We start from the raw sequence: 21,364 nt of genomic DNA, 5'->3' as shown, positions 1-21,364 counted from the left end.
GCAGCATGCGTGATATCGCCACATCGGGGCTCGTTGCCGATTTCCTGTTCGGCTTCGGCGCGCTGTTCGCGATCATCAATCCCTACGGACTGGCCTTCATCTTCCTCGACAAGACGAGAGGTCTTTCTGAAGACGAGCGCGCCAGCCTTGCGCTGCGGGTTGCCGGATATGCCTTCGTGGTCTTGCTGGTGTCGCTGTTTCTGGGCAGCCAGATCCTCAACTTCTTCGGCGTGACAATCCCGGCGCTTCGGATTGCCGGCGGCCTCGTGGTCGCAGCGACAGGCTGGTCCATGCTCAACGCGCCCTCGGGCCCGGCCGGGCCTCACGAGGTCTCGTCCCCCGATCATGCGACCATGAAGCGCATGGCCTTCTTTCCTCTCACAATTCCGCTGACGACCGGGCCGGGAACGATCGCGACAGCCATCGCGATCGGAATCAGCCGCACCAGCAGCCTCGATGCGATGTTCCAGTCATCGATCGTTTCACTTCTGGTGGCGTTCGCCGTCACCGCGGCGATCTACCACGCCTACCGGAAATCGAGCGCAATGGCGCGCCTGTTCGGCGAGGAGGGCACCAGCGTGGTGACGAAATTGTCAGCTTTCCTGCTGCTCTGCATCGGCGTGCAGATCATCCTCACCGGCGTTTCCGAGGTCGCGCGGTCCATATTGGACAGCGCTCCGCGCGCTATCCAATAGATAGAAGCGCGCCGACCGCAACACCAATCGGCCAATGCGACTCCGAGGTTGGTCCGGTGATGATCAGGTAGAGTCCGTCTCCATCGGCGTTTGGCGCTCTACCTCGAGCGGTTTGAGCCTTCCAGCCATTCCTCAGGAAAAACCGTCCTCTGAACCCACGGTCAAAAAGCCGCGGTCAGTGATCTGTCACCGCTCCTCCAAACAACGCTAGCCAAGAAGTTGAACTCATTGCAAATTCTGACGATCCGCGCGGAGCTCGCGTACAATGCTACGGTGACGAGCTACGAATGGACCCTCGCAAATTCGGCACTACGCCGATTGGGCGGGCAGGGGACTTCGTCAGGAACGCGGCTAAGCGTGCCGCTATGAGGCTACCTGATGGGCGAGCTAGCCTGAGTCTTTCAGTCGATTGACGCTCAGATCGTCACCGATAGGCGCGTTGATTGTCGATGTTGCGTGTCTCGCGATCGGAGGCAACTGATGGCTCGATCGTCGAGCGGATCAGCATTTGAGTGAGCGCTAGAATAATAGCCCGCTGTCTTGCGGGCCAAAATCGCTCTGTGCGAAACCCAATGGCGGTCGGGCGGTCGATTTTTCTGCAATCAGACCTGTGGTAATGGGACAGAACTAAGCCGAATGGCAAAAGTCATTTCTAACAAGAGCGCAGCGGCAGGAATGTCCCATGAGCGTCTCCCAACTCACGAAGCGCGTTCGACGCGAGCTGACTTATTTGGACTATCCGGCTCGGGAGTGGACCGTCCCGCGATTTATGGACGGAGTGCCGGTTCTGGACGTGCTGGTTGTCGGCGCTGGACAGAGCGGACTGGGTATCGCGTTCGGCTTGAGGCTTGAGCGCATAGCAAACTTCAGGATCATCGATCGTTGCCAGCGCGGTTTCGAAGGACCTTGGCGCAATTTCGCTCGGATGGAACGGTTGCGGACTCCGAAGGAGGTGACTGGGATTGATTTCGGCGTCCCGAGTCTAACGGTGCGTGCGTGGTACGAGGAAAAATTTGGGCGGCGAGCATGGGGTCGCATAGATACCGTCCCTCGGGAGGTGTGGCGCTCGTATCTGGATTGGTACCGAGACGTCCTGGACCTCCCGGTTGAGAACGAGGTCGAACTAATGTTGATTGAGCCGGCGAATGGCATCTTCCTTGCCCATCTCCGTCGTTCCGAAGGAATTGAGCGGGTGTATGCAAGAAAGATTATTCTTGCGACAGGCTTTGAGGGAAGTGGAAGGTGGGGCGCTCCTAAGTCTCTGGTCGCCCATTTGTCGGCAGATCTTTACGCACATTCGGCCGATGATATCGATTTTCGCAAGCTTGCAGGAAAGCGCATTGGTATCCTTGGTGCCGGGGCATCCGCCTTTGACAACGCAGCTCTCGCACTTGAGGCGGGCGCCGCGCGAGTAGACCTTTGCTTCCGCCGTTCGGAGATGCCGCGGGTCAATCCACTCACTTGGATGAATTTTGCCGGTATGTTGGGCCACTTCGGCGATCTGACGGACCTGGACCGCTGGCGGTTCATGCGTCACATTCTTGAGGAGCTTCCGGTCCCGCCTACACAGGACGCTTATTGGCGATGCCGCGAGTTTGAGAATTTCGCCTGGCACCCCGACTGCGGATGGAGTTTCATCGACGAAGCTTGCGGTATTGCAAGGGTTCAAAGCAGCAATCGTAGATTCGAATTCGACTTCATGATTTTTGCGAGCGGCGTTGAGGCGGATCTCTCGGCGCGTCCCGAGCTCGCCCTATTCTTTGAACAAATAGCCCTTTGGCGCGACCGCTTCACGCCTCCATCGGGCGAGGAAAGCGAGGCCCTCGCGCGCTATCCCTATTTGGGCCAAGCCTTTGAATTCACGGAGCGGCACCGCGGCACTGCTCCGTTTCTGCGAGGGCTACACAACTTTACGTTCGGAGCGATGCTGAGCCATGGAATATCAGGAGCGGCCATCACGGGAATAAAATATGGAGTGCGGCGGCTCGTAAATGGCATCGCGCGTGATCTGTTTTGCGAGGAGTCGGCAACTTATTACCGAGATCTGCTGTCATACCAGACGCCTGAGTTGCGCACCTTGGACAGTGCATTTGTCTGGTTGAGCCAGCTTGGCAGTGACGCCACTGATTTCGAGAGCTTCGCCAATCAGCTGGATCAACGCCAGTTTGCCACGCTCCGCGCCTTGTTGCAGCGATCAAGGCCCCACGAGAAATCTCCGACTGTAAGGTCTTCCCGACTCGGTCGCACGAAGCGCACCTCGCGACCGGCGCGGCTCAAGAACAAAAAGCGGAAGTGAAATAACGACGGCGTGGTAGCGCGATGTCAGTTGCTACCGCTTTCTCTCGCGCTCACCACGAGGGCCCGTGGGTCGGAAGGCCGATCGAGTATTTCTGGAAGAAATGCCGTTTGACTATAGGTCGATGATATTGGAGAATATTTGTTTCACTGCCTTGCACATATTGATCACGGCCTAACGACCACCACCATCGGGAGGTAAGCAATGGCCTTCATCGCGTTTACGAAGGTGATCGATTTTACGACATTGACCGCCGAGCAGCGAAGACAACTCAAGAGCATTCTTGGAAAGCGCGAGAAGCAGCTCAAGAAGGCAATCAAGGATGTCGAGAGCGCCCTTAGCAAACTTGAACGAACAGGTGGCAAGTCCGGAAAGCGGGCGAAGGGCAGGCGTTGATCGGACGCTGATCAATTTACGTCAGGCATGATGTTGAGCGGTGCTGGTCAACAGCTGCCACGCTTTGGCTCATCTTTCATTCCTGAAACCGATTTCATTCCTGAAACTGAGCGTAGTTCGTCCACGAGATTTTTCGCGTCTGTCAGATCGGGTGTATCCCGACCTTCGGTGAACCAAGTGTATATAGGCTCTAAGAGGGACCAAGCCTCGAAATATCTGCCTTCGTTACTCCAATGCCGCGCGAGACAGATCGAGGCACGCAACTCCCACCAGCGAGCTTGTTGTCGCCGCGCAATCGCCACGGCTCGCTGCAGTGCGGCCTCTGCCTGGTCACGCCTGCCGAGTTTTAGGTTGATGTTGCCCCGAAGACGATACAACTCGGCCTCAAAGAAACTCTCCCCTGTTGTTTCGGCCAGCTGAACGCCTTCGTCCAGCAGGCGCAGTCCAACTTCAAGCTCTCCGAGCTGGGCATGAGCGAAGGCGAGATGGCCCAAATAGAGAGTGCGGCGGCACCGTTCAGAGTTTTGGTAAGTTGCCGTCAAAGCGCCGCGCATCAGTTCGATTCCGACTTGAAGATCCCCTCCTTGGGCTAATAGCGCTCCGCGGAAAAAACGTGCTCTTCGTTCAATTGCCGCAAATTCATGCTCGATGCTGAGCGATATCGCTTCGTCGGCGTGAGCCAAAGCGCGCTTTGCGTCGCCGCCGATTGTGCCCAAAACGACTATGTTCCCCAGGGCCAGGGCCGTCGTAAAGCTTTGTTCCCTCGTTCGAGCAAGAGTTTCAGTACGCTCGACGATTGTTGTAGACTGTTTAGGATAGCCAAGGACCAATAGCGTCGTCGAGAGCCACGCCAGGCTGTTCACCGCGTCATCGACTCCGAAGCGGCGATAGGTCGATATCGTGGCTGGATTGGTTGAGCACAGTGCGAGGGCGCGATCGAGGTGTTCGCGTGCGTCGGCGAAGGCACCCGTGAGATGCAATGATTGTCCAATAAAGCGCGTGGCTAGGACGGCCACGCCGGGATGATCATGCTCTGCGGCCAACGCGAGGCCGTACCGGGCATCCTCCAGCGCTGAGCTATACTCCGCGCGCATACTGTGGGCTAGGTAGCTGCCCCACAGGATCGTCATCCGTTCTTCTAGGCTGACACTTTCGCCTAGCAGCGCGCGAGCCCGTGAGAAGACCCGCGACGTTTCAGCCGCGGCATCGCCCTCAGTTGCGGCGACTGCAGGACCAAGGGCCAGATAGAAATCCAGTTCTTTGCGATCGCGTTGCGGCGAGCTGAGCAGTTGCTGGGTCAGCTCCATTCCTCGCGTGAGATGTTTTACAGCCTCGGCATTGGAGGAGCGCCCGAGCGCGCGCTTTCCGGCCTTGAGCCAATAGTCCGTTGCCTTCTCAAGCATGCCGGCTTCGGTGAAATGGTGCGCAAGGATTTCAGGGTCGTTCACGACGGCATCCTGGAATCCTTCCTCAAGCACGCGCGCTATTTGCGCATGGAGTTGCCGCCGCCGTGTCTTCAGCAGGCTCTGATAAGCCGCATCCCTCACCAATGCGTGTTTGAAGCTATAAATGGCATCCGGCAGGTCACCTTCGCGGAAAATAAGCCCGGCCTCCTCGAGTTCGGAGAGGGAATGCTGCAACCGTGTTTCCTCTCGAGCGACCACAGCCCGCATCAAGGAATAGGAAAATTCGCGACCGATGGTGGCGCCAATCTGGGCGATCTCCTTCACCGAATGCAGGCGGTCGAGCCGCGCCATCAGGGAGTCGTGAAGGGTTTCCGGGATGGCAAAGGGCGGTAACGGTCCCCCGAGCTGATAGCGATCCTGGCATTCGATCAGAATGCCAGCTTCGAGGACAGCCTTGGTGAGTTCCTCCACGAAGAGCGGATTTCCGTCAGTCTTTGTTACGATCTGCTTCATCACGTCGATCGGAAGCGCTCGGCCATTGGCCACCTGCGTGGCAACACCTTTGACATCATCTGGGTTGAGCCGTCCGAGGACCAGGCTTCCGACATTTGCAAGACCGGTCCAGGGAGGCTCGAACTCTGGTCGAAAGGTAACCAGCGCAAGGATAGACAACTGTCGGGCTCGCTCTACGATGAGGTCGAGCAATTCGAGGGTGGTGTCGTCGGCCCACTGAACATCTTCGATAAGCAACAGGATGGGCTGTTTGCGAGAACGGCTCTCGAATTGATCGAGCAGCGCGGCAAGTGTGCGGCGACGCTGCTGGGCGGGGCTTAGCTGCGGTTTTGGATAACGGCTCGCGAATGGGATCGATAGCAGCTCAGCAAAAAGTGGTACTACCGTCTGAACTTGCGGTGCTCTCAACGAGAGGAGTGCCTCCAGCTTGTCAAGCCGCGTCTCGACGGGATCGTCCGCCTTAAATCCGGCACTCCTTTCCAACTGCTCGACCACGGGATGAAGTGCGCTGTTGGCGTGGTAAGGCGAGCACTGATAACGGAAATGCACGTGTGGTTGATGCTTAGCTGCACGTTCAGCCAGAGCCGCTGCTAAGCGCGATTTCCCGATACCCGGCTCGCCTGAGATGAGAACGATCTGGCCTTCGCCCGTGCGAGCCAAACGTTGACGTTCCAACAAGAACTCCAACTCGGAATCGCGGCCGATGACAGGGGCGAGTTCTGTCGGACGCACCGCCTCAAAGCGGCTCTCGGAAGCCGAGACGCCCTGGACGGCCCACGCGCTCACCGGCTCGCTAATGCCCTTGAGGTGGTGGGCGCCAAGGTCGCGAAGACTAAAGATATCGCCAAGGAGACGACGGGTGGAGTCTGCGACGACCACGGTGTTCGGCTCGACCAAGGCTTGCACGCGAGCCGCGATATTGGGAGCGCCCCCAACCACGGAGTGCTCCCGAAGTTTGCCTTCGCCGCCCAGGTCACCGACTACCACCATGCCGGTAGCGATACCGATACGCACCGCGAGCGGTTCTCCAGCGCGGGTTTCAAGCCGTGCGACAGCAGCAATGATATCGAGCGCAGCTCTTACAGTTCGTTCGGGATCGTCCTCGTGCGCAATGGGATAGCCGAAATACGCAAGAATGCCGTCTCCGCGAAAGTCGGCGAGAAAGCCGTCATAGGAGCGCGTGATACGAGCACAAGCAGCGTGATAGGCATCGATGACGGCGCCCATATCTTCCGGGTCAAGGCGTGCCGTCAGGGCGGTCGAATCGACCAAGTCACAGATCATTACCGTGAGGTGGCGCCGTTCCGCGTATTGCGCAATTGCAGCATTCACGACAGTGGAGGGAAGGCTGGAGGGAAGCGCACTGATCGCATTCACGAGGCGTTTCCGGTCGCCGAGTGGGATGCCAACCTTTTCGAAGTCAACTTCTGTCAATTGCGGCAACACATCGCAATCTATGGCGTTCGCGATGAACAGGGACTCATGTCGTCCTAGGCCCAAACTTTTCAGCCAAGTCCCGATTTCCATGGCAGGACCCTTGTGTGTACGAACAGCTTCAGCGCATCAGAGCCGAATATTTGCTCGTCCTACTTAATTCTATTGGAAGCCATTCAAACGAACAGTTCGGCATGACCGCACCGACAATAGCATGCTGTCGGGTCCGAACATGTGAACAGCCTCGCAATTCGCAGCATCCAAATACCTGCGGAAACGCGCGAGCGCTTCCGGTTCGCGATGATGGTTGCGACCTGGGCGGCCCGTGAAATTGAGCGGACGATACGTCCGTGAAGCCAGGCCCGCCGGCTCACGCGGGCGGCCTACTTCGCGATCCGATATTTCCTGGCCGCCTTGCGCCTTGGTGGTGTATCCGGCGTACGCTGCTTTCCGAGGTCTCAAACAGAGGCAGGAGATAATGTCGGCTACAGAAATCCTAAAGAGCGCGCTCGCGCTAGCCCTTTATACTGCGGCGACAACAACGACGCTCGCAACCGCCCAAGAAGCGACATTTTCAGAAGGCGAGCGACTTGGCCTTGCGGCGTGTTTGTCCAAATGCCCCGATAACGACAAGGCATGCAACAATCGATGTATCTCGAGTTCTCAAACCAAGGGCCGTGTGTGGGGCGACGATGTGCGCGCTTGCATTAGGGGTTGCCGGGTAGGCACCCAAATGAAAGATCAGATATTTGGTTGTATAACGGGCTGCCGTCTTGATCGGATCGTCCGATAGAAGCGCGGTGGTAGCGTCGACACAAGCCGCTAGGGATTGCGGTACCGAAACGCAGGCGGCCCAAGCAGCAACCCGCCGGTTCACGCTGGCGGGCTGGGCGTCTCTCGCAACTGCCCTAGTAGGCGCGGCGGCCGTGCCGCCGATAAGCTGCGGGGTTTTCCACGCCCGCGAAGTATGGATTTATGGCGCACTCTGCGGCGCGGCCCGATGCCGAAGCATTGCACTGAGGCAGCGATGTGTAGCTGCAATCGTAATAGTTGGCCCCCGCGCGGTAAACGTGCAGGCAAACCGGATAGGCCGGATTATACGTCTGAGCTGCCGCCGGCTCTGTTGATGCCATCCCGATTGCCAAAATCGCCAAGGCCGGAGTACGCATTGGAACCTCCTTTCGGACATTGAGAACGCGCGCGAAGCTCCACGAGCCAGCCAGTACTTCGATCGTACCCCGCGGAGGTCGCGACTGCGCCTGACGATCGCTACCAGCCCGCTGGTCACGCTGGCGGGCCGTCCCTTCTAAACTTCATTGCGATCGGTTCCGTTCCCGATGAGGACCTATACCGCTTTGGGCACAAGTGGACAGAACTGATTGCCGGTTTTTCCTATGCTCATGACCACCTGGCGACCCCATTACCGCCAAGGTAGCCTCCAAACGGCCCCGGCAACTTAGTCTTTTGCTGGGGCCGCTTTTGCGCTGGTGTCGATCAGCCGGACATAGGTCCCGCTCTCGTGCAGCTCGAGCCAGCCCTTCTCAACTGCATGCTTGATGCCGGCGCCGAACTCCAACCCGGTGGCCTTGAGCGTGTAGAGAAACGGAGCATTGAGCTTTTCGATGTGAATGCGACCGTCCTGGACAGCTTCAATGGTCTTCGCGAGCTCGACCAGTTTGCGGGCGGCGGCTTCAGGAGCGGCAAAGGCACGTTCGGCGGCGAGTTTCATGCAGATCGACTACCCGATTCTTCGTCCCCAGGCCGTACTGCTTCACCCGCACTTGTGGTTTTTGGCGTGCAGCGCGGTTCGGTCGCCAGTCATCTCACCGACGTAGTCGTCAATGGCGCTCATCAGCTTCTCGCGGTCGGCACGGCGATCCTTCCTGCCAAAGATGAGGTAGTGGCGAAGCCGGCCGAGTTCGGCCAGGTCGGCTGCTACCGCCTCGGCCCGCACTTCTTCCGCGCGCTGACGCATGCGCTCTTGGTGCCAAGCTCTCGCCGCCGGTCTGTTCTCTGCCTTGGTCATGACGCCATCGAACCGCGGCGCAGGCGAGAGTCAAATTATCGATTCCTAGCGGCGCGGAATGCTCGCGAGCTACTGCCGGTCGTGGGTGTGGATAGATGCGCGACGCCATCGCTGTGATTCAAGGACCGTCTTGTCGCTCCTTCGATGCATCGCGTCGAAACACGACAGTCCATCGCGACGTCGGAAAGCTGATGAGATCGGCGGCGGCATCAGTGTTGGGATCGGGCGTCGCCTCGTCCGAACTGCGACAAATCGACTCGATCTCACCGCGACGCTTACGGCGCCACCAAGCGACGATTGTACGTTCGATTGTGCGCTGAAGCGAAAACCACGAGCTAACTAATTGATTTTGTTGATGTTTTGGCGGAAGGGGTGTCTTGTCAACTGTATTGATTTCTAACGCCTTTTCCGTGCGCACCTCACGCCTTCTACGGTCGTCACTACGGAGTGCAGCCTCGTTCGCGCCTGGGCGATTGCAGAATCCGGCCGGCGTGACGAAGGTCTTGCGGACTTTGATGCGGGGCTTGAGGATTTCCGGCGCATAAGTGCGGGGCTACGTATTCCGCACCATCTCGGCTTGCTCGCCGCGCTTCGTCGCAAGGCTGGAAACGCCATGGCCGGGCTTCGGGTCATCGACGAAGCGGTCGCACTTGCGGACGCAAGTCTCGAGAGCTGGTGCGCCGTCGAACTTCACCGGGAGCGCGATGAACTGCTGTTGCTCGCAGCCGGGGCGGAGGCCGAAAATCAAGCGGACGCGGAGTTCGAGGCTGCGATTGAAATTGCCGCGGCCCAGGGAGCAAGGCTGCCCGAGCTTCGCGCAAGCGTTGCGCGCGCCAGACTTCAAGCGGCACGCGGCATGCGGCGAGAGGCGCGCAACGCTCTTGTGCCGATCTACAGCTGGTTCAGCGAGGGCTTGGAAACACGCGATCTCGTGGAAGCTCGCAAGTTGCTGGCAGACTTGTGACCAAGTTGACGCATTAACCACTCGATCTGGGTTCCGGACAAGACAGAGCATCTCGCAGGCTGACTTTGGGGTCAAAGGGCTACCAAGGCCGAACCGACCGGTTTAGACCACCGGGCAAAGCGGACAACCTGCAGACACGCCACTTCTACTGTGGGTCACAAGCGGCGGTGAACGCCGGTGCTGCCCATCGTCTGCTCCACCTTCCACAGCCGACATCTCAATGGCTTGAACGCTGTTCGGCTTGGGGCCATGAACAGACATAGCCTCACCCGTCGCGTTAGCGCCGAGCTCTGACCGCCGCTGCAAGGCGTCCTAATAAACCAGGCTAGTGCCGGGCGGTTTCTCTAGCGCGGCGGCCAACGACCGGTACTCCTCGCAGCCAGTCCCGCAAATCGCCGCGATCCGACTCAAATGATATTGCGCTTGATCGCGGTTGCCCTGCTCGAGCTGCCATAGACCGTAATATTGCCAGGTCAGCACATGGTTCGGATCGGCCTTCAGCGCGCGCTCATACCAGAGCTGCGACTGCCTGTAGTCGCCGAGCTTGCGAAATGAGTAGCCGATGAGGTTGGCCACATTCGGGTGATCGTCGTGGCCGAGCGTCTTCAACTGCTCAATCGCAGAGGCATAGTCGGTGCGGTCGTAGACCGCCGAATAAGCTGCGCGGTACCCATGGGCAAAGGCGGGGTCGTCGAACAGGGACTGCTTGGCTTTTTTGGCCTTGGGCGCGTGGTTGGCCTTGTTGCCCGACCGCTTCGGGTATGACGAAGGCGGATAAGCGGAGCGTTGCCCCGTCCCGCTATAGTCTGCCTCACTGCCACCTGGCTCAGTGCCCGGGGCCGCAACAGCCGGAGTGACCGAGAACGCAGCGATCAGCGCAATCGAACACGTTGCCAGCGTCACAATCCTGAGCATCAAGTTGGCCATAGGAACCTCCTGCAAGCTACGCCTTCGAGCTCCCAATCCAGCCGAACATGTTAACTCCGGCTTACCTCAAACATTCCTGGAAAGGTATTTAGAAAAACGAGATTTGGTGTGACAGCAATGTTGTCTTATCAGCCAATCAATGTCCGCAGCGGGTCACACGCTGGCGTCGCGACCATATTGACCTTGGTCCGTTCGCACCCCGCAAGCCGACGTCAGGGCGTAGAAACAGAGAGGCAGCTAAGGGGACATGAGCCGACCTCGCTCCAATCAAGCGGCGATACTTGTCAGGCTCCTTAACGGCCGTAGGGGAAGCAGCGGTTGCGATCGAGTGTGAGACCGAAATGCGCTCCCAGTGCAGCGATGGCCGCGTCCTGCTGAGGATAAGGATCGGCATTGGATGCGGCAACGATGATGATCCGGAACCCGCCGCGATCTTTGCCACCCGGTGGCAGCATCGCTGTAGTTAGTGCATTGCCCTCCCTGTCGCGCAGCGTGAGGAAAAGCGGCATCTCTCGCTGTACATGGGCCTCGAGGCCGATGTCGCGCTCGATCGCGTTGGGCCGCTCGGGACGCCAGGACTGGACTGCCTTCTCCCGCTCGCGGCGGAAATATTTCTCAACTGTGTGGCCCATCAGGCGCGACTCATACATCGCTTCACCTTCCGTCTCGATACGGAACCAGGTCTTGCCCTTCGGCGCGTCGCAAACATACTGCATTTCGCCCGTCCTGCGATCGCCGCAATTCTGGGCGGTGGGCCTGCAAAGCCAATATGAGACTAGCTCCCGTGTATAGCGCTGCACGATCAGAGCTAAGAGTATTTGATTGGACGTTGAAGTTCTAGTGAGCCCGAACAATACTAGGTCGACCGGAACAATCCTCTTCAAGGAGCGTCCCGATGCCTGACGTAAGGGAAAAGCAACGCGAGGTCCGCCGGAAGATCATTCGCCAATGGGCGAAGCTTCCGAAGGATAAACGGCAGTCTATGGAGGGGATTTCTGAATTCGCCAGGGCCGCCGCTCAGCAGTAAGCGCTGTTCAGCGGCCACCTACCGGATGACGGGGTGATCTGCGAGTCTGCGGTTTGTTCGGACCGTTAGGCTTAGAATGGACACAGTGCATAGTGCTATCGCGGAGCCGGTGCGGCGGCTTGAGGTCTTCACCGGAGCCGGTCGTCGGCGGAAGTGGAGCGACGACGACAAGGCGCGGATCGTCGCCGAGATCGTGGCGAGTGGCGACTCGGTGTGTTCCGTGGCCCGACGGCATGGATTGTCGCCGCAGCAGTTGTTTGGTTGGCGCCGCCAGTTGCGAGAAGCAGCAGGCGGTCATTCCGAAGCGGACAAAGTCCAGTTTGTGCCAGCGGTGGTGGAGGCCGTGGTACCGGCGCCGGCAGCTCACCAGGAGCGTAAAGTGGTGCGCAAGGCAGATAGCGGGATCATCGAGATCGAAGTCGACGGCATCACGATCCGGGCCGGTCGTGGTGCGGACCCAACGATGATTGCGTCGATCGTCCAGGCGCTGAAGGCGAGCCGGTGATCGGTCCGTCGGGTGCGGTCCGGGTGATGGTGGCGACCAAACCGGTAGACTTCCGCAAGGGAATGGAGGGGCTTGCTACCCTGGTGCGCGAGAGTATGGGGGCTGACCCATTCTCAGGAGCTGTCTATGTGTTCAGGGCCAAGAGGGCGGACCGGATCAAGCTGGTGTTCTGGGACGGAACGGGTTTGTGTCTGTTCGCCAAGAGGCTCGAGGATGGAATCTTCCGCTGGCCGAAGATCGAGGACGGTGTGATGCGTCTGTCGGCGGCGCAATTGTCGGCGCTGCTGGAGGGGCTCGACTGGCGGCTTGTGCACGAGGCACGGGAAACGTCGAAGCCAACGCAGGCCGGATAGCTGTTGGCGGCGCTGCGGCGAAGTGAATCAGGAGCGTCGGACGCGTCGCCAGATGGCGGCGAATATGCTCTGAATTGGGTGTGAGCGACGCCCTGCCTGACGATCCCGAGACGCTGAAAGCGATGCTGCTCGCCGAGCGGTGCGAGAGCGAGCGGCTGCGTCAGATCATCAAGGAATTGCAGCGGCATCGGTTTGGCCGGCGGGCAGAGACGCTGCCTGAAGATCAGATGCTGCTGGGCCTGGAAGACGTCGAGCAAGTGGCAGCGTACAGCGAGACGGCGCAGGACGTGAGCGCACCTGAAGGCCGTGAGGCGCGGGCTCGCAAGCGCCGCGGCAACCGTGGTGCCTTGCCGACGCACCTGCCGCGGATCGAGGTCGTCGTCGACATCGAGGACAAGACCTGTCCCTGTTGCCAGGGCGAGTTGCACCGGATCGGCGAGGATCGGAGCGAGCGGCTGGACCTGGTCCCGGCGCAGTTCCGGATCCTCGTGACCCGGCGTCCCAAATACGCCTGCCGGGCTTGCGAGGACGGCATCATGCAGGCGCCGGCCCCGGCCCGGCTGATCGAGGGCGGATTACCGACCGAGGCCACCGTCGCCCAGGTCCTGGTCTCCAAATATGCCGATCACCTGCCGCTCTACCGGCAGGCCCAGATTTACGCCCGCCAGAGCATTGAGCTCGATCGTTCGACGTTGGCGGACTGGGTGGGACAAGCTGCCTTCCACCTGCGTCCGTTGCATGAGCGCCTCCTTGGCAAGCTCAGGCAACGGCCAAAGCTGTTTGCCGATGAAACGACGATGCCGGTGCTCGATCCCGGCCGCGGGCGCACCAAGACCGGTCAGCTCTGGGCCTATGCGGCGGACGACCGGCCATGGGGCGGCGCCGATCCGCCGGGCGTCGCCTATGTCTATGCGCCCGATCGCAAAGCCGACCGACCGATCGCCCATCTTGCAGGCTTCAAGGGGATCCTGCAGGTCGATGGCTATGCCGGCTATGGCAAGCTCGCCGAGCGTGGCGAGGTTCAGCTTGCATTCTGCTGGTCGCATATGCGGCGTAACTTCTACGAACTTGCCACACCCGGTCCCGCGCCCATCGCAAGCGAAGCGCTTCAGCACATCGCCGAGTTCTACGCGATCGAGAAGGACATCCGTGGCCGCAGCGCCGAGGAGCGCCGCCTCGTCCGGCAGCAGAAGGGTCGGCCGCTGGCGGAAGCCTTCGAACGGTGGCTCCGCGCAAAGCTCGCTTTGATCAGCCAAAAGGGCAAGCTAGCCGACGCCATCCGCTATGCGCTCTCACGCTGGGAAGGCCTGACGCGCTTCATCGAAGATGGCCGTATCGAGCTCGACAACAACGCGGTCGAGCGATCAATCCGCCCGATCACGCTCAATCGGAAGAATGCGCTGTTCGCAGGCTCCGACGGCGGCGCCGAGCACTGGGCCATCATCGCTTCCCTGATCGAAACCTGTAAGCTGAACGATGTCGATCCGCTTGCCTATCTGACCGATGCCCTCACCAGGATCGTCAACGGCCATCCAAACAGCAACATCGATGAGCTGCTTCCGTGGGCCTATTGCCGTCACGACCTCAAAGCCGTGGCCTGAGAACGACGCTTACGCTCAGCAAAACGAGAACGCATTCGTCCCCAGTCGTCGCGATCCATATCAGAAGATCATGGGATGGCTATTGCCGCGTGCCCATCTCTGAACGACTGAGTCCTCTGCGCATTCTTCGAAGGCGACACCGAAATTTCGGCAAAGTCATCGAATGTCCTGCCGTGTCCGCTCCCCCGGCAGGGCCGTCACAAAGCGACGAGATAACTTTGAAGCTGAAAGCAACAATCATCGTCGTAGCGCTGCTAGCTGCAACGGCTGCACATGCCGAGACGATCGATCTGAAATGCTGGGCGCGGGGCCTTACGGGCGGCGAGCGCAACTCGGTCTACATAAATGGGGAACAGGTCACCGTTAATCTGGACGAGGGGACGATGCACTCTCGGAAGCAATTTGGCCGTCCACGTGACGGATACGCACTTGTTCTTTGAGACGGCGCTTACGCTCGGCAACATTTGGAAACATCTGTTCGACCCGACCGCTGTCTGGCAAGGTTTCATCAACCGCGTCGACGGCACGCTTAAGGGGCATAAACGCGACGGTACTGTCATCAGCGGGCACTGCCAGCTGGTCGGCTGAACCTGCCCATGTCGCAGATGGGTCACATGGGCGCTTCGCGGCGATCTTCGTCCTTGGTCCGCTCGCCCCCCGCAAGCCGACGTCAGCGCGTGGAAACGGAAGCAGCTAAGGGCCAATCGCGACATCAAGCACCATTTTCACGTGACCCTTTCAATATCCGGCAACTTCCGGCTCTTGTCCATGATCGCCTTTCCGGGCCGTACACACGAAATTACGGCAACCACTTCTGACCGGCAGGGGTGTAAAGCCAGTTGGACTGCTGACCCGCGGGCGGCTCAGGGCCGATGTAAATGTCCACGGACCCGTCGGCGTTCTCCGCAACTCCTTGTCGAGCGAACCGCGCGTGAGGCGCGACGAGGACCAAGGGCGGACAAGACAATCCGAGTCGCGGTCGTAATTCGATGACCCTCGTTGCTTACATTTTTCTGAATGTAAGCTATTCTTGCTCGTCAGGCGTAAAGGGGGCAAGGGAGGGCGGAAGATTGCGCTATCTCTTTGAGGAATACACATTTGACACCAGCCGACGCGAGTTGCGTCGGGGGATGGAGTTGGTATCTGTCGCGCCGCAAGTATTTGACTTGCTCGAATTGTTGATCTGCGCGCGCGAGCGAGTCGTTAGCAAAGACGAACTCGTCGCTACCGTTTGGAAAGGGCGCATCGTTTCGGATGCGGCGCTAACGACCCGGCTAAATGCTGCGCGGAGCGCTGTTGGCGATACGGGCCAGAAACAACGGCTGATTAAGACGCTGCAGCGCAAGGGCTTTCGCTTCATTGGCGCTGTGCGGGAAACACCCACCGTTGAATTGACTAGTTCAGCGACGCAAACGTCACCGCCGCACCTTTCAATTGTTGTGTTGCCTTTCGCTAATCTCAGCGGTGATCCCGAACAAGATTACTTCGTTGACGGTGTTACCGAAAGCCTGACCACAGACCTGTCGCGTATTAGGCGATCGTTCGTCATCGGTAGGCACACTGCATTCACCTACAAAGGCAAGGTTATCGATCTCAGGCAGATCGGCTTGGAGTTGAACATCCGTTATGTGGTCGAAGGATCGGTTCAGCGTAGCGGCGACCGACTGCGGGTAAACGTTCAGCTCGTAAATGCCGAAAATAGCTCACATCTATGGTCCGATCGTTTCGACAAGTCCGTTGCCGACTTGTTGGATCTGCAAGACGAGATTGTATCAAGACTCGCTAATGCGCTGAACGCGCAACTCATTGAGGCTGAGGCGCGGAGGGCCGAAAACACTCCGCATCCGGATTCAATGGATCTGTATCTTCAAGGTCGCTATTGGTGGAACAAAGGACTTACGTCTGAATATTTGCGGCCGGCTCGTCATTTTTTTGAGCGTGCATTGTCGATTGATCCAGGAAATGTCGATGCGATGGTGTGGATGGCGACGGTCGACACGGTAACTGCTTGCGCCTTGTTGACCGACGCTTACCATCAGCTCTTTGTTGCGGCAGAGACCATATTGCTGAAAGCGCTGTCTCTTGCGCCGAATCATTCTTGGGCTCACGTAAATTTGGGGACTGTGCTCGTCTATACGAATCGCGTGGCCGAAGGCGTGGCCGAGTGTGAGCGGGCGTTGGCGTTAGATCGCAATTTGGCTATAGCGCACGGAGTTATGGGTATCGCAAAGCTGTTCGGTGGTGGTGGCGCAGACACGGAGGGCCACATCAATCAGGCGCTACGTCTATCTCCTCACGATATCTTCGCTTTTGCCTGGATGGGCGACGTAGGCTTCTCCAAAGTGCAGCTCGGAGCAGAAGCTGAGGCCGTCACTTGGTTTCGTCGCGGACTCGAAACGAATCGAAATTATGCTTTTGCACATTTTGGACTGGCTGCCGCGCTTGCGCTTCTTGGCAATTTGCCCGAGGCGCAAGCTGCCGCGAAAGCTGGACTTGCACTTGATCCCACGTTCTCTATTCGTCGTTTTAAGAGTTTTTCGGTAAGCGATAATCCGGTGTTCCTGGCTGGCGCCAAACGTACCATAAGAGGGCTGTATATAGCCGGCGTGCCGAAGGAGTGATGTCGCAGTTGGGTCAAAAGCCGTAAGCTTCAGTTTGAGCAAATGCTTTCCGGTTTGCGCCTCAAAGCAGACGCCGCCGGTCAAGACCGAGGCCGTACATCCGCGCCGCTGCCTTGCCGAGCTGGGTGCGATTGCAGAAGAAATGATGGTGGCCCGCTACGGGTCTAAGCGGACTTTTAGGATGGCGCGCTCGACCCGCTTGGCAAGATCGAGCGAGAGGCGCGGCGGCAGGTAGGTCAACCTGTTGGCCTTCTTCCATTCTTCGACGACGCCGATGGCAAGGCCGAGGGTCGTGCCATCATCAGGCTTCGGAGTTGGCAATGTCATGATGACTTGTCCTCGTCGAGGTCCACGTCTCCTATGAGCGGCCCGCTGACGCCATTACGTTCATCTCTCGCGATATGCTGCCCGATTGCCCTGGCCAGCGCCAACCATTGTTCACGGTGGCTAGGATGATCAAGACTACGCGGGTCGCTCGGCGGTACGTTGCTGCTGATGGCGATCATGGGGTCGCCCTTGCGTTTCAGCGTCGGCCTGACCTGCTCGAAGCATGCTGGGTGCCACTCGCCATGGACAGACTCTCCCTTTTTGTAGGAGACGGTAATGCTGATCACATCCGCGTCTTGCACTCGGCAGTGCGCGCAGGTGAATAGCGGAACCTTTCTCATACTCTTACTCCGCCGATGCCTCAACTTTGGTGGCGGACACGAGCGAAATTTCGCTCGCGGAAACTGGCCCCGGCGCCGGGGATATAGGGGGTTGTTTGTACGCCGGGGCCAGCGCTCTCCGCCGTCGAATCGTGCTATTGGAGGTAGAACATCCTGGGCGGCAAGCTCACTGATGGTGGAGACATCGCGCTTCTGGGCAAGTGCAGTTTGTGCCAAGCGATGTTGCGCTCACGGAAAGCCGTGTGCCGATGGTGAATTCACTGGAACCGCGAAATTCGTAGGTCGGAAAAAATGGCGCGCTGGAAGCAGGATTGGACCGCAGAGGAAATCGAAAAGCTTAGGACGTTGGCGGGCACGATGCCGCTGACGCAGATCGCCGCCGCTCTGTTCTCTGCCTTGGTCATGACGCCATCGAACCGCAGCGCTGGCGTGAGTCAAATTATCCCAGCGGCGCGGGATGCTCGCGAGGTACTGCCGGTCGTGGGTGTGGAAAAGCAGGTCCGGCCGCCGGTTCACGCTGGCGGGCCTAATTTCGATAATGACGTGATTTTAGATCGGCTCTAAACTCGTTCCTGCTTCGGAGCGAGGCGGTGTTTTGGAGCGGGATCATGCGAGAGTTTCGCGCATACTTGATTGACGGCGAGGGGCACATAACGTTTCGAATCGACCTTGACGTGCATGACGAGGAGGAGGCTCGGGAGCGAGCCAAATTGCTTGTAGACGAGCACGCGGTTGAGCTTTGGGGGGGCGCAACCAGACTCGATAGATTTGAGCCGATCAGCAGGCACTAAGGCCATCTCAGATGGCGGTCGGTTTCAAGCTTACCCTTGAGTGCGTTAGCCCTGGACGGCGAGCAACGCTCTGATCCACGCTACCTTCTCTTTGGCGCTGCTGGGTCCCTCTATGGCCTTCCGGATATCGTCGACCAGGCCCTCCAGTCGCAGTCGATGCGCGCGATCAACTTCGCGGCGACGGGCATCTGCAATCTCATCAAGAGCAACCATGCGGCGAGTATTGCTGAAAATTCCCGTTGCGTCAAAGCGCCGTTCGTCACTACGGGGTACAGCCGCACCGTAAGACCGTAGATTGGGGGCGGGTAGAGCGCTTTGGGAGCCTTGGAGACCTGTCTCGATCGCTCGTAAGACGCATCTGTGAGGCGACGCTCGAGCACGGCAAGAGAGCCAGTGAACGGGTCGGGAGAGCTCAGATAGGATGCATAACGAGCCCTTTGAAGAGGCTCGAGCCAAACACTCGTCCCCGTCGATTGTCTGGTTCGGGTCACTTTGCAGACATGGCAGGAGAGGGCGCTAAGGTCCGCGAAGAGCCACTTCCGGACTCTTGCATCGCGGCAATTATACCAGCGGTCAGAAGAGCTGACCGGTGAGCGTATGATGGATGAGCCGCCACCGAGACTCAACGCCGACTAAGCAAGCTGCGTAGGCTGATCGGGAGGCTGCGCGGGTGACGCCCGCAGCGACCGCCAGCCCAGCCGCCGTTAGTATCCGCGGCGATATGCTCGTCGCGCAGTCCTTCGACCGACGCCTGCAACGCTCGTCGCAGTTAGCGGCCGTCCTACTCGGGCATCAGCGCGGTCAAGGGATAGTACCACGTTCTTTTCAGGGGACCACTGAAACGAGAAGGGCGCCGCCGCCAATAACGCGCCTCCAACGATAATCGCAAGCACACTGAGCTTTTTCATGATCGGTCTCCATGTTGATATCGCGGCGTTATTGGCATGGCGGCCCCAAATACCGGTGATGCGAGAAAGCACCGCCAAAAGCGGAGAAGGACGCCATCATCGCAGGGAGCGCTATCAGGCCAAACGCGGTCGCCAATCCGAGAGAAGAAAGAGCCTTTCGCCGAGAGATCATGAGATCCTCCTCAAGCTCTCCCCCACAAGTATAAACCAACTCAGTCGCCTTGGGTTGATCTACATCAGTGTGGACGGAGCGAGTGGGCGGCCGAATGATTATTCAGTAGCACTGACCTGTCTTGCGAAAGGATGCTTCGGCGCGGTGGCGCAGTGCAAGCATGTGTGTCGATGGATGTCCCGACATGATGACGTGGTCGAGGTCGAGCTGAAGCGCGCGCGACGGCGCGACCGTCGAAGGATGGCGGATGTGCGCGCTTCCGTCCAATGACATAGATCAAGACGAGGACGGGCAGAGCGAGTAAACTTCTAATCTTGGGGCAGTCCAGTGAGGGAGGCAGTCATGATCTCTCGACGGAAGCTTCTTTCTTCTTTCGGCTTGGCGACTGCAATTGCCGCGTTCCCGACCGTGCTGATGGTCCCTGACGCGGAGGCGCAGACCGCTGGCATGGAAAGGCGTCAAGATCGACGTGAGGGGCGCCACGAGCGCCGCGAGGATCGCCGTGACGCGCGCCAAGTGCGCCGCGAGGGTCGCCGTGAGGCGCGCCAAGTGCGGCGCGGAGTTACGCCGGCGCCAGGAGTTACGACGGGGGCAGCTAAGTAGCTTGGCTATAGCGTAGTGGGTCGATAGGTCATCATCTTCGCTCATCGTCCCGGTGCAGCGCGTGCAGGAACTCGCGTGCATGAAGGGAAAAATGATCGAGACGCGGCATCCTATATCTCCCACGCATTTGCCTTGGTTATCACGCAGCCCGGGCAAATTGACACGCTCATGGTGTTCACCGCAGCCTTTCTCTTGTTGTTCACCGTGACAATGGGCGTCCTGATGCTCCGACTTCTCTACCTGCCTGAGAAAATGGTCCCGCAGGAACAGAAGGCCAAATATGAGGTCGTTGCAACGCTCTGCTTGCTCGCGATGTTTGCTTCCGGCAATTTCCTTTGGATTGCCGCTCTATAGGTGGCGATGACAGACATACCCGACTTCACGCCGCTCCTCCGCCGGATAGCTGAGGCTGTTCGGCGCATCGCTCAGTCACGGAAGATGGAAGAAGAAGTTCGTTCGCGCGCGGAGAGCCACCGGGATTTGTGACCCAAAAATCGTGAACCAGCGTTGAAGTCGTCCGATTGCCGCCTGAATGTCCGTTGAGGGTCAAAACCGCCACCTGATCGGTTGGATCGAGCCTGAACCACGTCTCAAACGAATTGAAAGCCGACGTTCTTTCAGAGGTTTACCCGCTCCAATATGGCGCACCTCACTAACTGAGGAGGCCATCATGCCTGACATCTCAAGCGTTACCAAAGTGATTGCGAAGCGCATCCCCTGGAATAAGGGGAAGATCGTCGGAGCGAAGCCGCCACTCCGGCCCAAGCACGTGTGGTCCATTCGAACGAAGCTTCAAGTCGAGGGGCGCGTTCGGGACCTTGCTCTCTTCAATCTCGCCATCGACAGTAGGCTCCGCGGCGGCGACGTTGTGGCGCTTAAAGTCGGCGATATCGCCCCTCGGGGCTACGCGGCCGACCGCGCAACCGTTCGGCAGAAGAAGACCGGCCGGCCGGTCAGTTCGAACTCACCGAGGCGACGCGGGAAGCCGTCGATGAATATCTGAAGGCGACCACCAAGAGGCCGGGTGACTATCTGTTCACGAGCCGGCGTGGGTTCAATGTCAGCTTGACGACACGGCAGTATGCGCGGCTCCTCGCTGGGTGGATCGCCAGCGTCGGCTTAGACCCCCGTAACTTCGGGACACACTCACTGCGTCGAACAAAGGCAACCTGATCTACAGGCGGACGGGCAACTTGAGAGCCGTCCAACTCCTGCTCGGTCATACCAAGATTGAAAGCACCGTCCGGTATCTGGGCATCGAAGTCGATGACGCCTTGGCAATAGCGGAACAGATTGACGTCTGAAGTGCCCGGGCAGAGCGGACATGCTCTGCCCGTCGTCTCTCCGCTGCTTCGGGCCACGAGCGGGCGCCGTCAGCGCTGGGCACCTTGTGGCCCCACCGAGCGTAATTGGGGATTGTCTCTTAGGTCACTGTACCAAGGTGCAATGTCAGGGGCA

The 21,364-nt window shown here is 59.0% G+C and carries 22 protein-coding genes and 1 pseudogene; 14 read left to right on the top strand and 9 right to left on the bottom strand.

Going from position 1 to position 21,364, the window contains the following annotated elements:
- Positions 1-5: 5 nt before the first annotated feature.
- From AB7245_RS23305 to AB7245_RS23295, 3 genes are all read left to right on the top strand, one after another.
- Complete coding sequence (locus tag AB7245_RS23305) at positions 6-695, top strand: MarC family protein (protein WP_085401515.1); 690 nt, start codon at positions 6-8, stop codon at positions 693-695.
- 682 nt (positions 696-1,377) lie between these two features.
- On the top strand, positions 1,378-2,991 hold the full coding sequence (locus tag AB7245_RS23300) for an NAD(P)-binding domain-containing protein (RefSeq protein ID WP_085401514.1): 1,614 nt from the start codon (positions 1,378-1,380) through the stop codon (positions 2,989-2,991).
- Between the two features lie 204 nt (positions 2,992-3,195).
- On the top strand, positions 3,196-3,387 hold the full coding sequence (locus tag AB7245_RS23295; RefSeq protein WP_063983274.1) for a hypothetical protein: 192 nt from the start codon (positions 3,196-3,198) through the stop codon (positions 3,385-3,387).
- A 47-nt stretch (positions 3,388-3,434) separates the two neighbouring features.
- On the opposite strand, the gene AB7245_RS23290 is transcribed toward AB7245_RS23295, so the two are convergent.
- From AB7245_RS23290 to AB7245_RS23275, 4 genes are all read right to left on the bottom strand, one after another.
- Complete coding sequence (locus AB7245_RS23290; RefSeq protein ID WP_085401513.1) at positions 3,435-6,833, bottom strand: AAA family ATPase; 3,399 nt, start codon at positions 6,831-6,833, stop codon at positions 3,435-3,437.
- Between the two features lie 815 nt (positions 6,834-7,648).
- On the bottom strand, positions 7,649-7,909 hold the full coding sequence (locus AB7245_RS23285) for a DUF3551 domain-containing protein (protein ID WP_071911927.1): 261 nt from the start codon (positions 7,907-7,909) through the stop codon (positions 7,649-7,651).
- 287 nt (positions 7,910-8,196) lie between these two features.
- Positions 8,197-8,469, bottom strand: a complete 273-nt coding sequence (locus tag AB7245_RS23280) for a hypothetical protein (protein ID WP_063983276.1) — start codon at positions 8,467-8,469, stop codon at positions 8,197-8,199.
- 42 nt (positions 8,470-8,511) lie between these two features.
- Positions 8,512-8,766, bottom strand: a complete 255-nt coding sequence (locus AB7245_RS23275; protein WP_439035039.1) for a hypothetical protein — start codon at positions 8,764-8,766, stop codon at positions 8,512-8,514.
- Positions 8,767-9,379: 613 nt separating this feature from the next.
- On the opposite strand from AB7245_RS23275, the gene AB7245_RS23270 reads away from it, so the two are divergent.
- Positions 9,380-9,730: a hypothetical protein gene (locus AB7245_RS23270; protein ID WP_439035038.1), complete on the top strand. Its 351-nt coding sequence runs from the start codon at positions 9,380-9,382 to the stop codon at positions 9,728-9,730.
- Between the two features lie 312 nt (positions 9,731-10,042).
- Here AB7245_RS23270 and AB7245_RS23265 read toward each other — a convergent pair whose 3' ends face one another.
- Positions 10,043-10,657 carry a tetratricopeptide repeat protein gene (locus AB7245_RS23265; RefSeq protein WP_439035037.1) on the bottom strand — a complete coding sequence of 205 codons (615 nt, stop codon included), beginning with the start codon at positions 10,655-10,657 and terminating at the stop codon, positions 10,043-10,045.
- Positions 10,658-10,950: 293 nt separating this feature from the next.
- The gene (locus AB7245_RS23260) at positions 10,951-11,373 is read right to left on the bottom strand and encodes a hypothetical protein (RefSeq protein ID WP_439035036.1); all 423 of its coding nucleotides are present in this window, start codon (positions 11,371-11,373) and stop codon (positions 10,951-10,953) included.
- 387 nt (positions 11,374-11,760) lie between these two features.
- On the opposite strand from AB7245_RS23260, the gene tnpA reads away from it, so the two are divergent.
- From tnpA to AB7245_RS23235, 5 genes are all read left to right on the top strand, one after another.
- Positions 11,761-12,189: an IS66-like element accessory protein TnpA gene (gene tnpA, locus AB7245_RS23255; RefSeq protein ID WP_135179689.1), complete on the top strand. Its 429-nt coding sequence runs from the start codon at positions 11,761-11,763 to the stop codon at positions 12,187-12,189.
- Positions 12,186-12,542 carry an IS66 family insertion sequence element accessory protein TnpB gene (gene tnpB / locus AB7245_RS23250; RefSeq protein ID WP_135179688.1) on the top strand — a complete coding sequence of 119 codons (357 nt, stop codon included), beginning with the start codon at positions 12,186-12,188 and terminating at the stop codon, positions 12,540-12,542. Before tnpA ends, tnpB begins: the two co-directional genes overlap by 4 nt.
- Before the next feature lie 122 nt (positions 12,543-12,664).
- Positions 12,665-14,143: an IS66 family transposase gene (tnpC, locus tag AB7245_RS23245; protein WP_135217330.1), complete on the top strand. Its 1,479-nt coding sequence runs from the start codon at positions 12,665-12,667 to the stop codon at positions 14,141-14,143.
- 218 nt (positions 14,144-14,361) lie between these two features.
- Positions 14,362-14,583, top strand: a complete 222-nt coding sequence (locus tag AB7245_RS23240; RefSeq protein WP_439035035.1) for a hypothetical protein — start codon at positions 14,362-14,364, stop codon at positions 14,581-14,583.
- Positions 14,573-14,731 (top strand): hypothetical protein, encoded by a 159-nt coding sequence (locus AB7245_RS23235; protein WP_439035034.1) that lies wholly within the window; start codon positions 14,573-14,575, stop codon positions 14,729-14,731. Before AB7245_RS23240 ends, AB7245_RS23235 begins: the two co-directional genes overlap by 11 nt.
- 211 nt (positions 14,732-14,942) lie before the next feature.
- On the opposite strand, the gene AB7245_RS23230 is transcribed toward AB7245_RS23235, so the two are convergent.
- Entirely contained in the window at positions 14,943-15,095 is a 153-nt protein-coding gene (locus AB7245_RS23230) for a DUF1214 domain-containing protein (protein WP_439035033.1), read from the bottom strand.
- Between the two features lie 118 nt (positions 15,096-15,213).
- Between AB7245_RS23230 and AB7245_RS23225 the strand changes: the two genes are divergently transcribed.
- Positions 15,214-16,764 (top strand): winged helix-turn-helix domain-containing tetratricopeptide repeat protein, encoded by a 1,551-nt coding sequence (locus AB7245_RS23225; protein WP_439035032.1) that lies wholly within the window; start codon positions 15,214-15,216, stop codon positions 16,762-16,764.
- Between the two features lie 156 nt (positions 16,765-16,920).
- Here AB7245_RS23225 and AB7245_RS23220 read toward each other — a convergent pair whose 3' ends face one another.
- Positions 16,921-17,091: a hypothetical protein gene (locus AB7245_RS23220; RefSeq protein ID WP_439035031.1), complete on the bottom strand. Its 171-nt coding sequence runs from the start codon at positions 17,089-17,091 to the stop codon at positions 16,921-16,923.
- Positions 17,088-17,432 carry a hypothetical protein gene (locus tag AB7245_RS23215; protein WP_439035030.1) on the bottom strand — a complete coding sequence of 115 codons (345 nt, stop codon included), beginning with the start codon at positions 17,430-17,432 and terminating at the stop codon, positions 17,088-17,090. Before AB7245_RS23215 ends, AB7245_RS23220 begins: the two co-directional genes overlap by 4 nt.
- A gap of 291 nt (positions 17,433-17,723) precedes the next feature.
- Between AB7245_RS23215 and AB7245_RS23210 the strand changes: the two genes are divergently transcribed.
- The 4 genes and pseudogenes from AB7245_RS23210 to AB7245_RS23195 all read left to right on the top strand — a co-directional run bounded on the left by AB7245_RS23210 (position 17,724) and on the right by AB7245_RS23195 (position 21,210).
- A complete protein-coding gene (locus AB7245_RS23210) occupies positions 17,724-17,996 on the top strand; it encodes a hypothetical protein (RefSeq protein ID WP_439035029.1) in 273 nt (90 codons plus the stop codon).
- Between the two features lie 1,133 nt (positions 17,997-19,129).
- Complete coding sequence (locus AB7245_RS23205) at positions 19,130-19,573, top strand: hypothetical protein (protein ID WP_439035028.1); 444 nt, start codon at positions 19,130-19,132, stop codon at positions 19,571-19,573.
- Between the two features lie 408 nt (positions 19,574-19,981).
- On the top strand, positions 19,982-20,260 hold the full coding sequence (locus AB7245_RS23200; protein ID WP_439035027.1) for a hypothetical protein: 279 nt from the start codon (positions 19,982-19,984) through the stop codon (positions 20,258-20,260).
- Positions 20,261-20,576: 316 nt separating this feature from the next.
- Positions 20,577-21,210 (top strand): annotated as a pseudogene (locus AB7245_RS23195) (tyrosine-type recombinase/integrase).
- Positions 21,211-21,364 lie beyond the last annotated feature (154 nt).

The organism is Bradyrhizobium sp. 604_D8_N2_3 (assembly GCF_051810765.1).
Taxonomy (GTDB): domain Bacteria; phylum Pseudomonadota; class Alphaproteobacteria; order Rhizobiales; family Xanthobacteraceae; genus Bradyrhizobium; species Bradyrhizobium barranii.
This window is presented reverse-complemented; position numbering and strand designations above follow the sequence as displayed.

Coding starts and splice junctions, on each gene's coding strand:
- AB7245_RS23305 (WP_085401515.1), top strand. CDS start 6: ATGCGTGATATCGCCACATCGGGGCTCGTTGCCGATTTCCTGTTCGGC.
- AB7245_RS23300 (WP_085401514.1), top strand. CDS start 1,378: ATGAGCGTCTCCCAACTCACGAAGCGCGTTCGACGCGAGCTGACTTAT.
- AB7245_RS23295 (WP_063983274.1), top strand. CDS start 3,196: ATGGCCTTCATCGCGTTTACGAAGGTGATCGATTTTACGACATTGACC.
- AB7245_RS23290 (WP_085401513.1), bottom strand. CDS start 6,833: ATGGAAATCGGGACTTGGCTGAAAAGTTTGGGCCTAGGACGACATGAG.
- AB7245_RS23285 (WP_071911927.1), bottom strand. CDS start 7,909: ATGCGTACTCCGGCCTTGGCGATTTTGGCAATCGGGATGGCATCAACA.
- AB7245_RS23280 (WP_063983276.1), bottom strand. CDS start 8,469: ATGAAACTCGCCGCCGAACGTGCCTTTGCCGCTCCTGAAGCCGCCGCC.
- AB7245_RS23275 (WP_439035039.1), bottom strand. CDS start 8,766: ATGACCAAGGCAGAGAACAGACCGGCGGCGAGAGCTTGGCACCAAGAG.
- AB7245_RS23270 (WP_439035038.1), top strand. CDS start 9,380: ATGGCCGGGCTTCGGGTCATCGACGAAGCGGTCGCACTTGCGGACGCA.
- AB7245_RS23265 (WP_439035037.1), bottom strand. CDS start 10,657: ATGGCCAACTTGATGCTCAGGATTGTGACGCTGGCAACGTGTTCGATT.
- AB7245_RS23260 (WP_439035036.1), bottom strand. CDS start 11,373: ATGCAGTATGTTTGCGACGCGCCGAAGGGCAAGACCTGGTTCCGTATC.
- tnpA (WP_135179689.1), top strand. CDS start 11,761: ATGGACACAGTGCATAGTGCTATCGCGGAGCCGGTGCGGCGGCTTGAG.
- tnpC (WP_135217330.1), top strand. CDS start 12,665: ATGCTGCTCGCCGAGCGGTGCGAGAGCGAGCGGCTGCGTCAGATCATC.
- AB7245_RS23220 (WP_439035031.1), bottom strand. CDS start 17,091: ATGACATTGCCAACTCCGAAGCCTGATGATGGCACGACCCTCGGCCTT.
- AB7245_RS23215 (WP_439035030.1), bottom strand. CDS start 17,432: ATGAGAAAGGTTCCGCTATTCACCTGCGCGCACTGCCGAGTGCAAGAC.
- AB7245_RS23210 (WP_439035029.1), top strand. CDS start 17,724: ATGGCGCGCTGGAAGCAGGATTGGACCGCAGAGGAAATCGAAAAGCTT.
- AB7245_RS23205 (WP_439035028.1), top strand. CDS start 19,130: ATGATCGGTCTCCATGTTGATATCGCGGCGTTATTGGCATGGCGGCCC.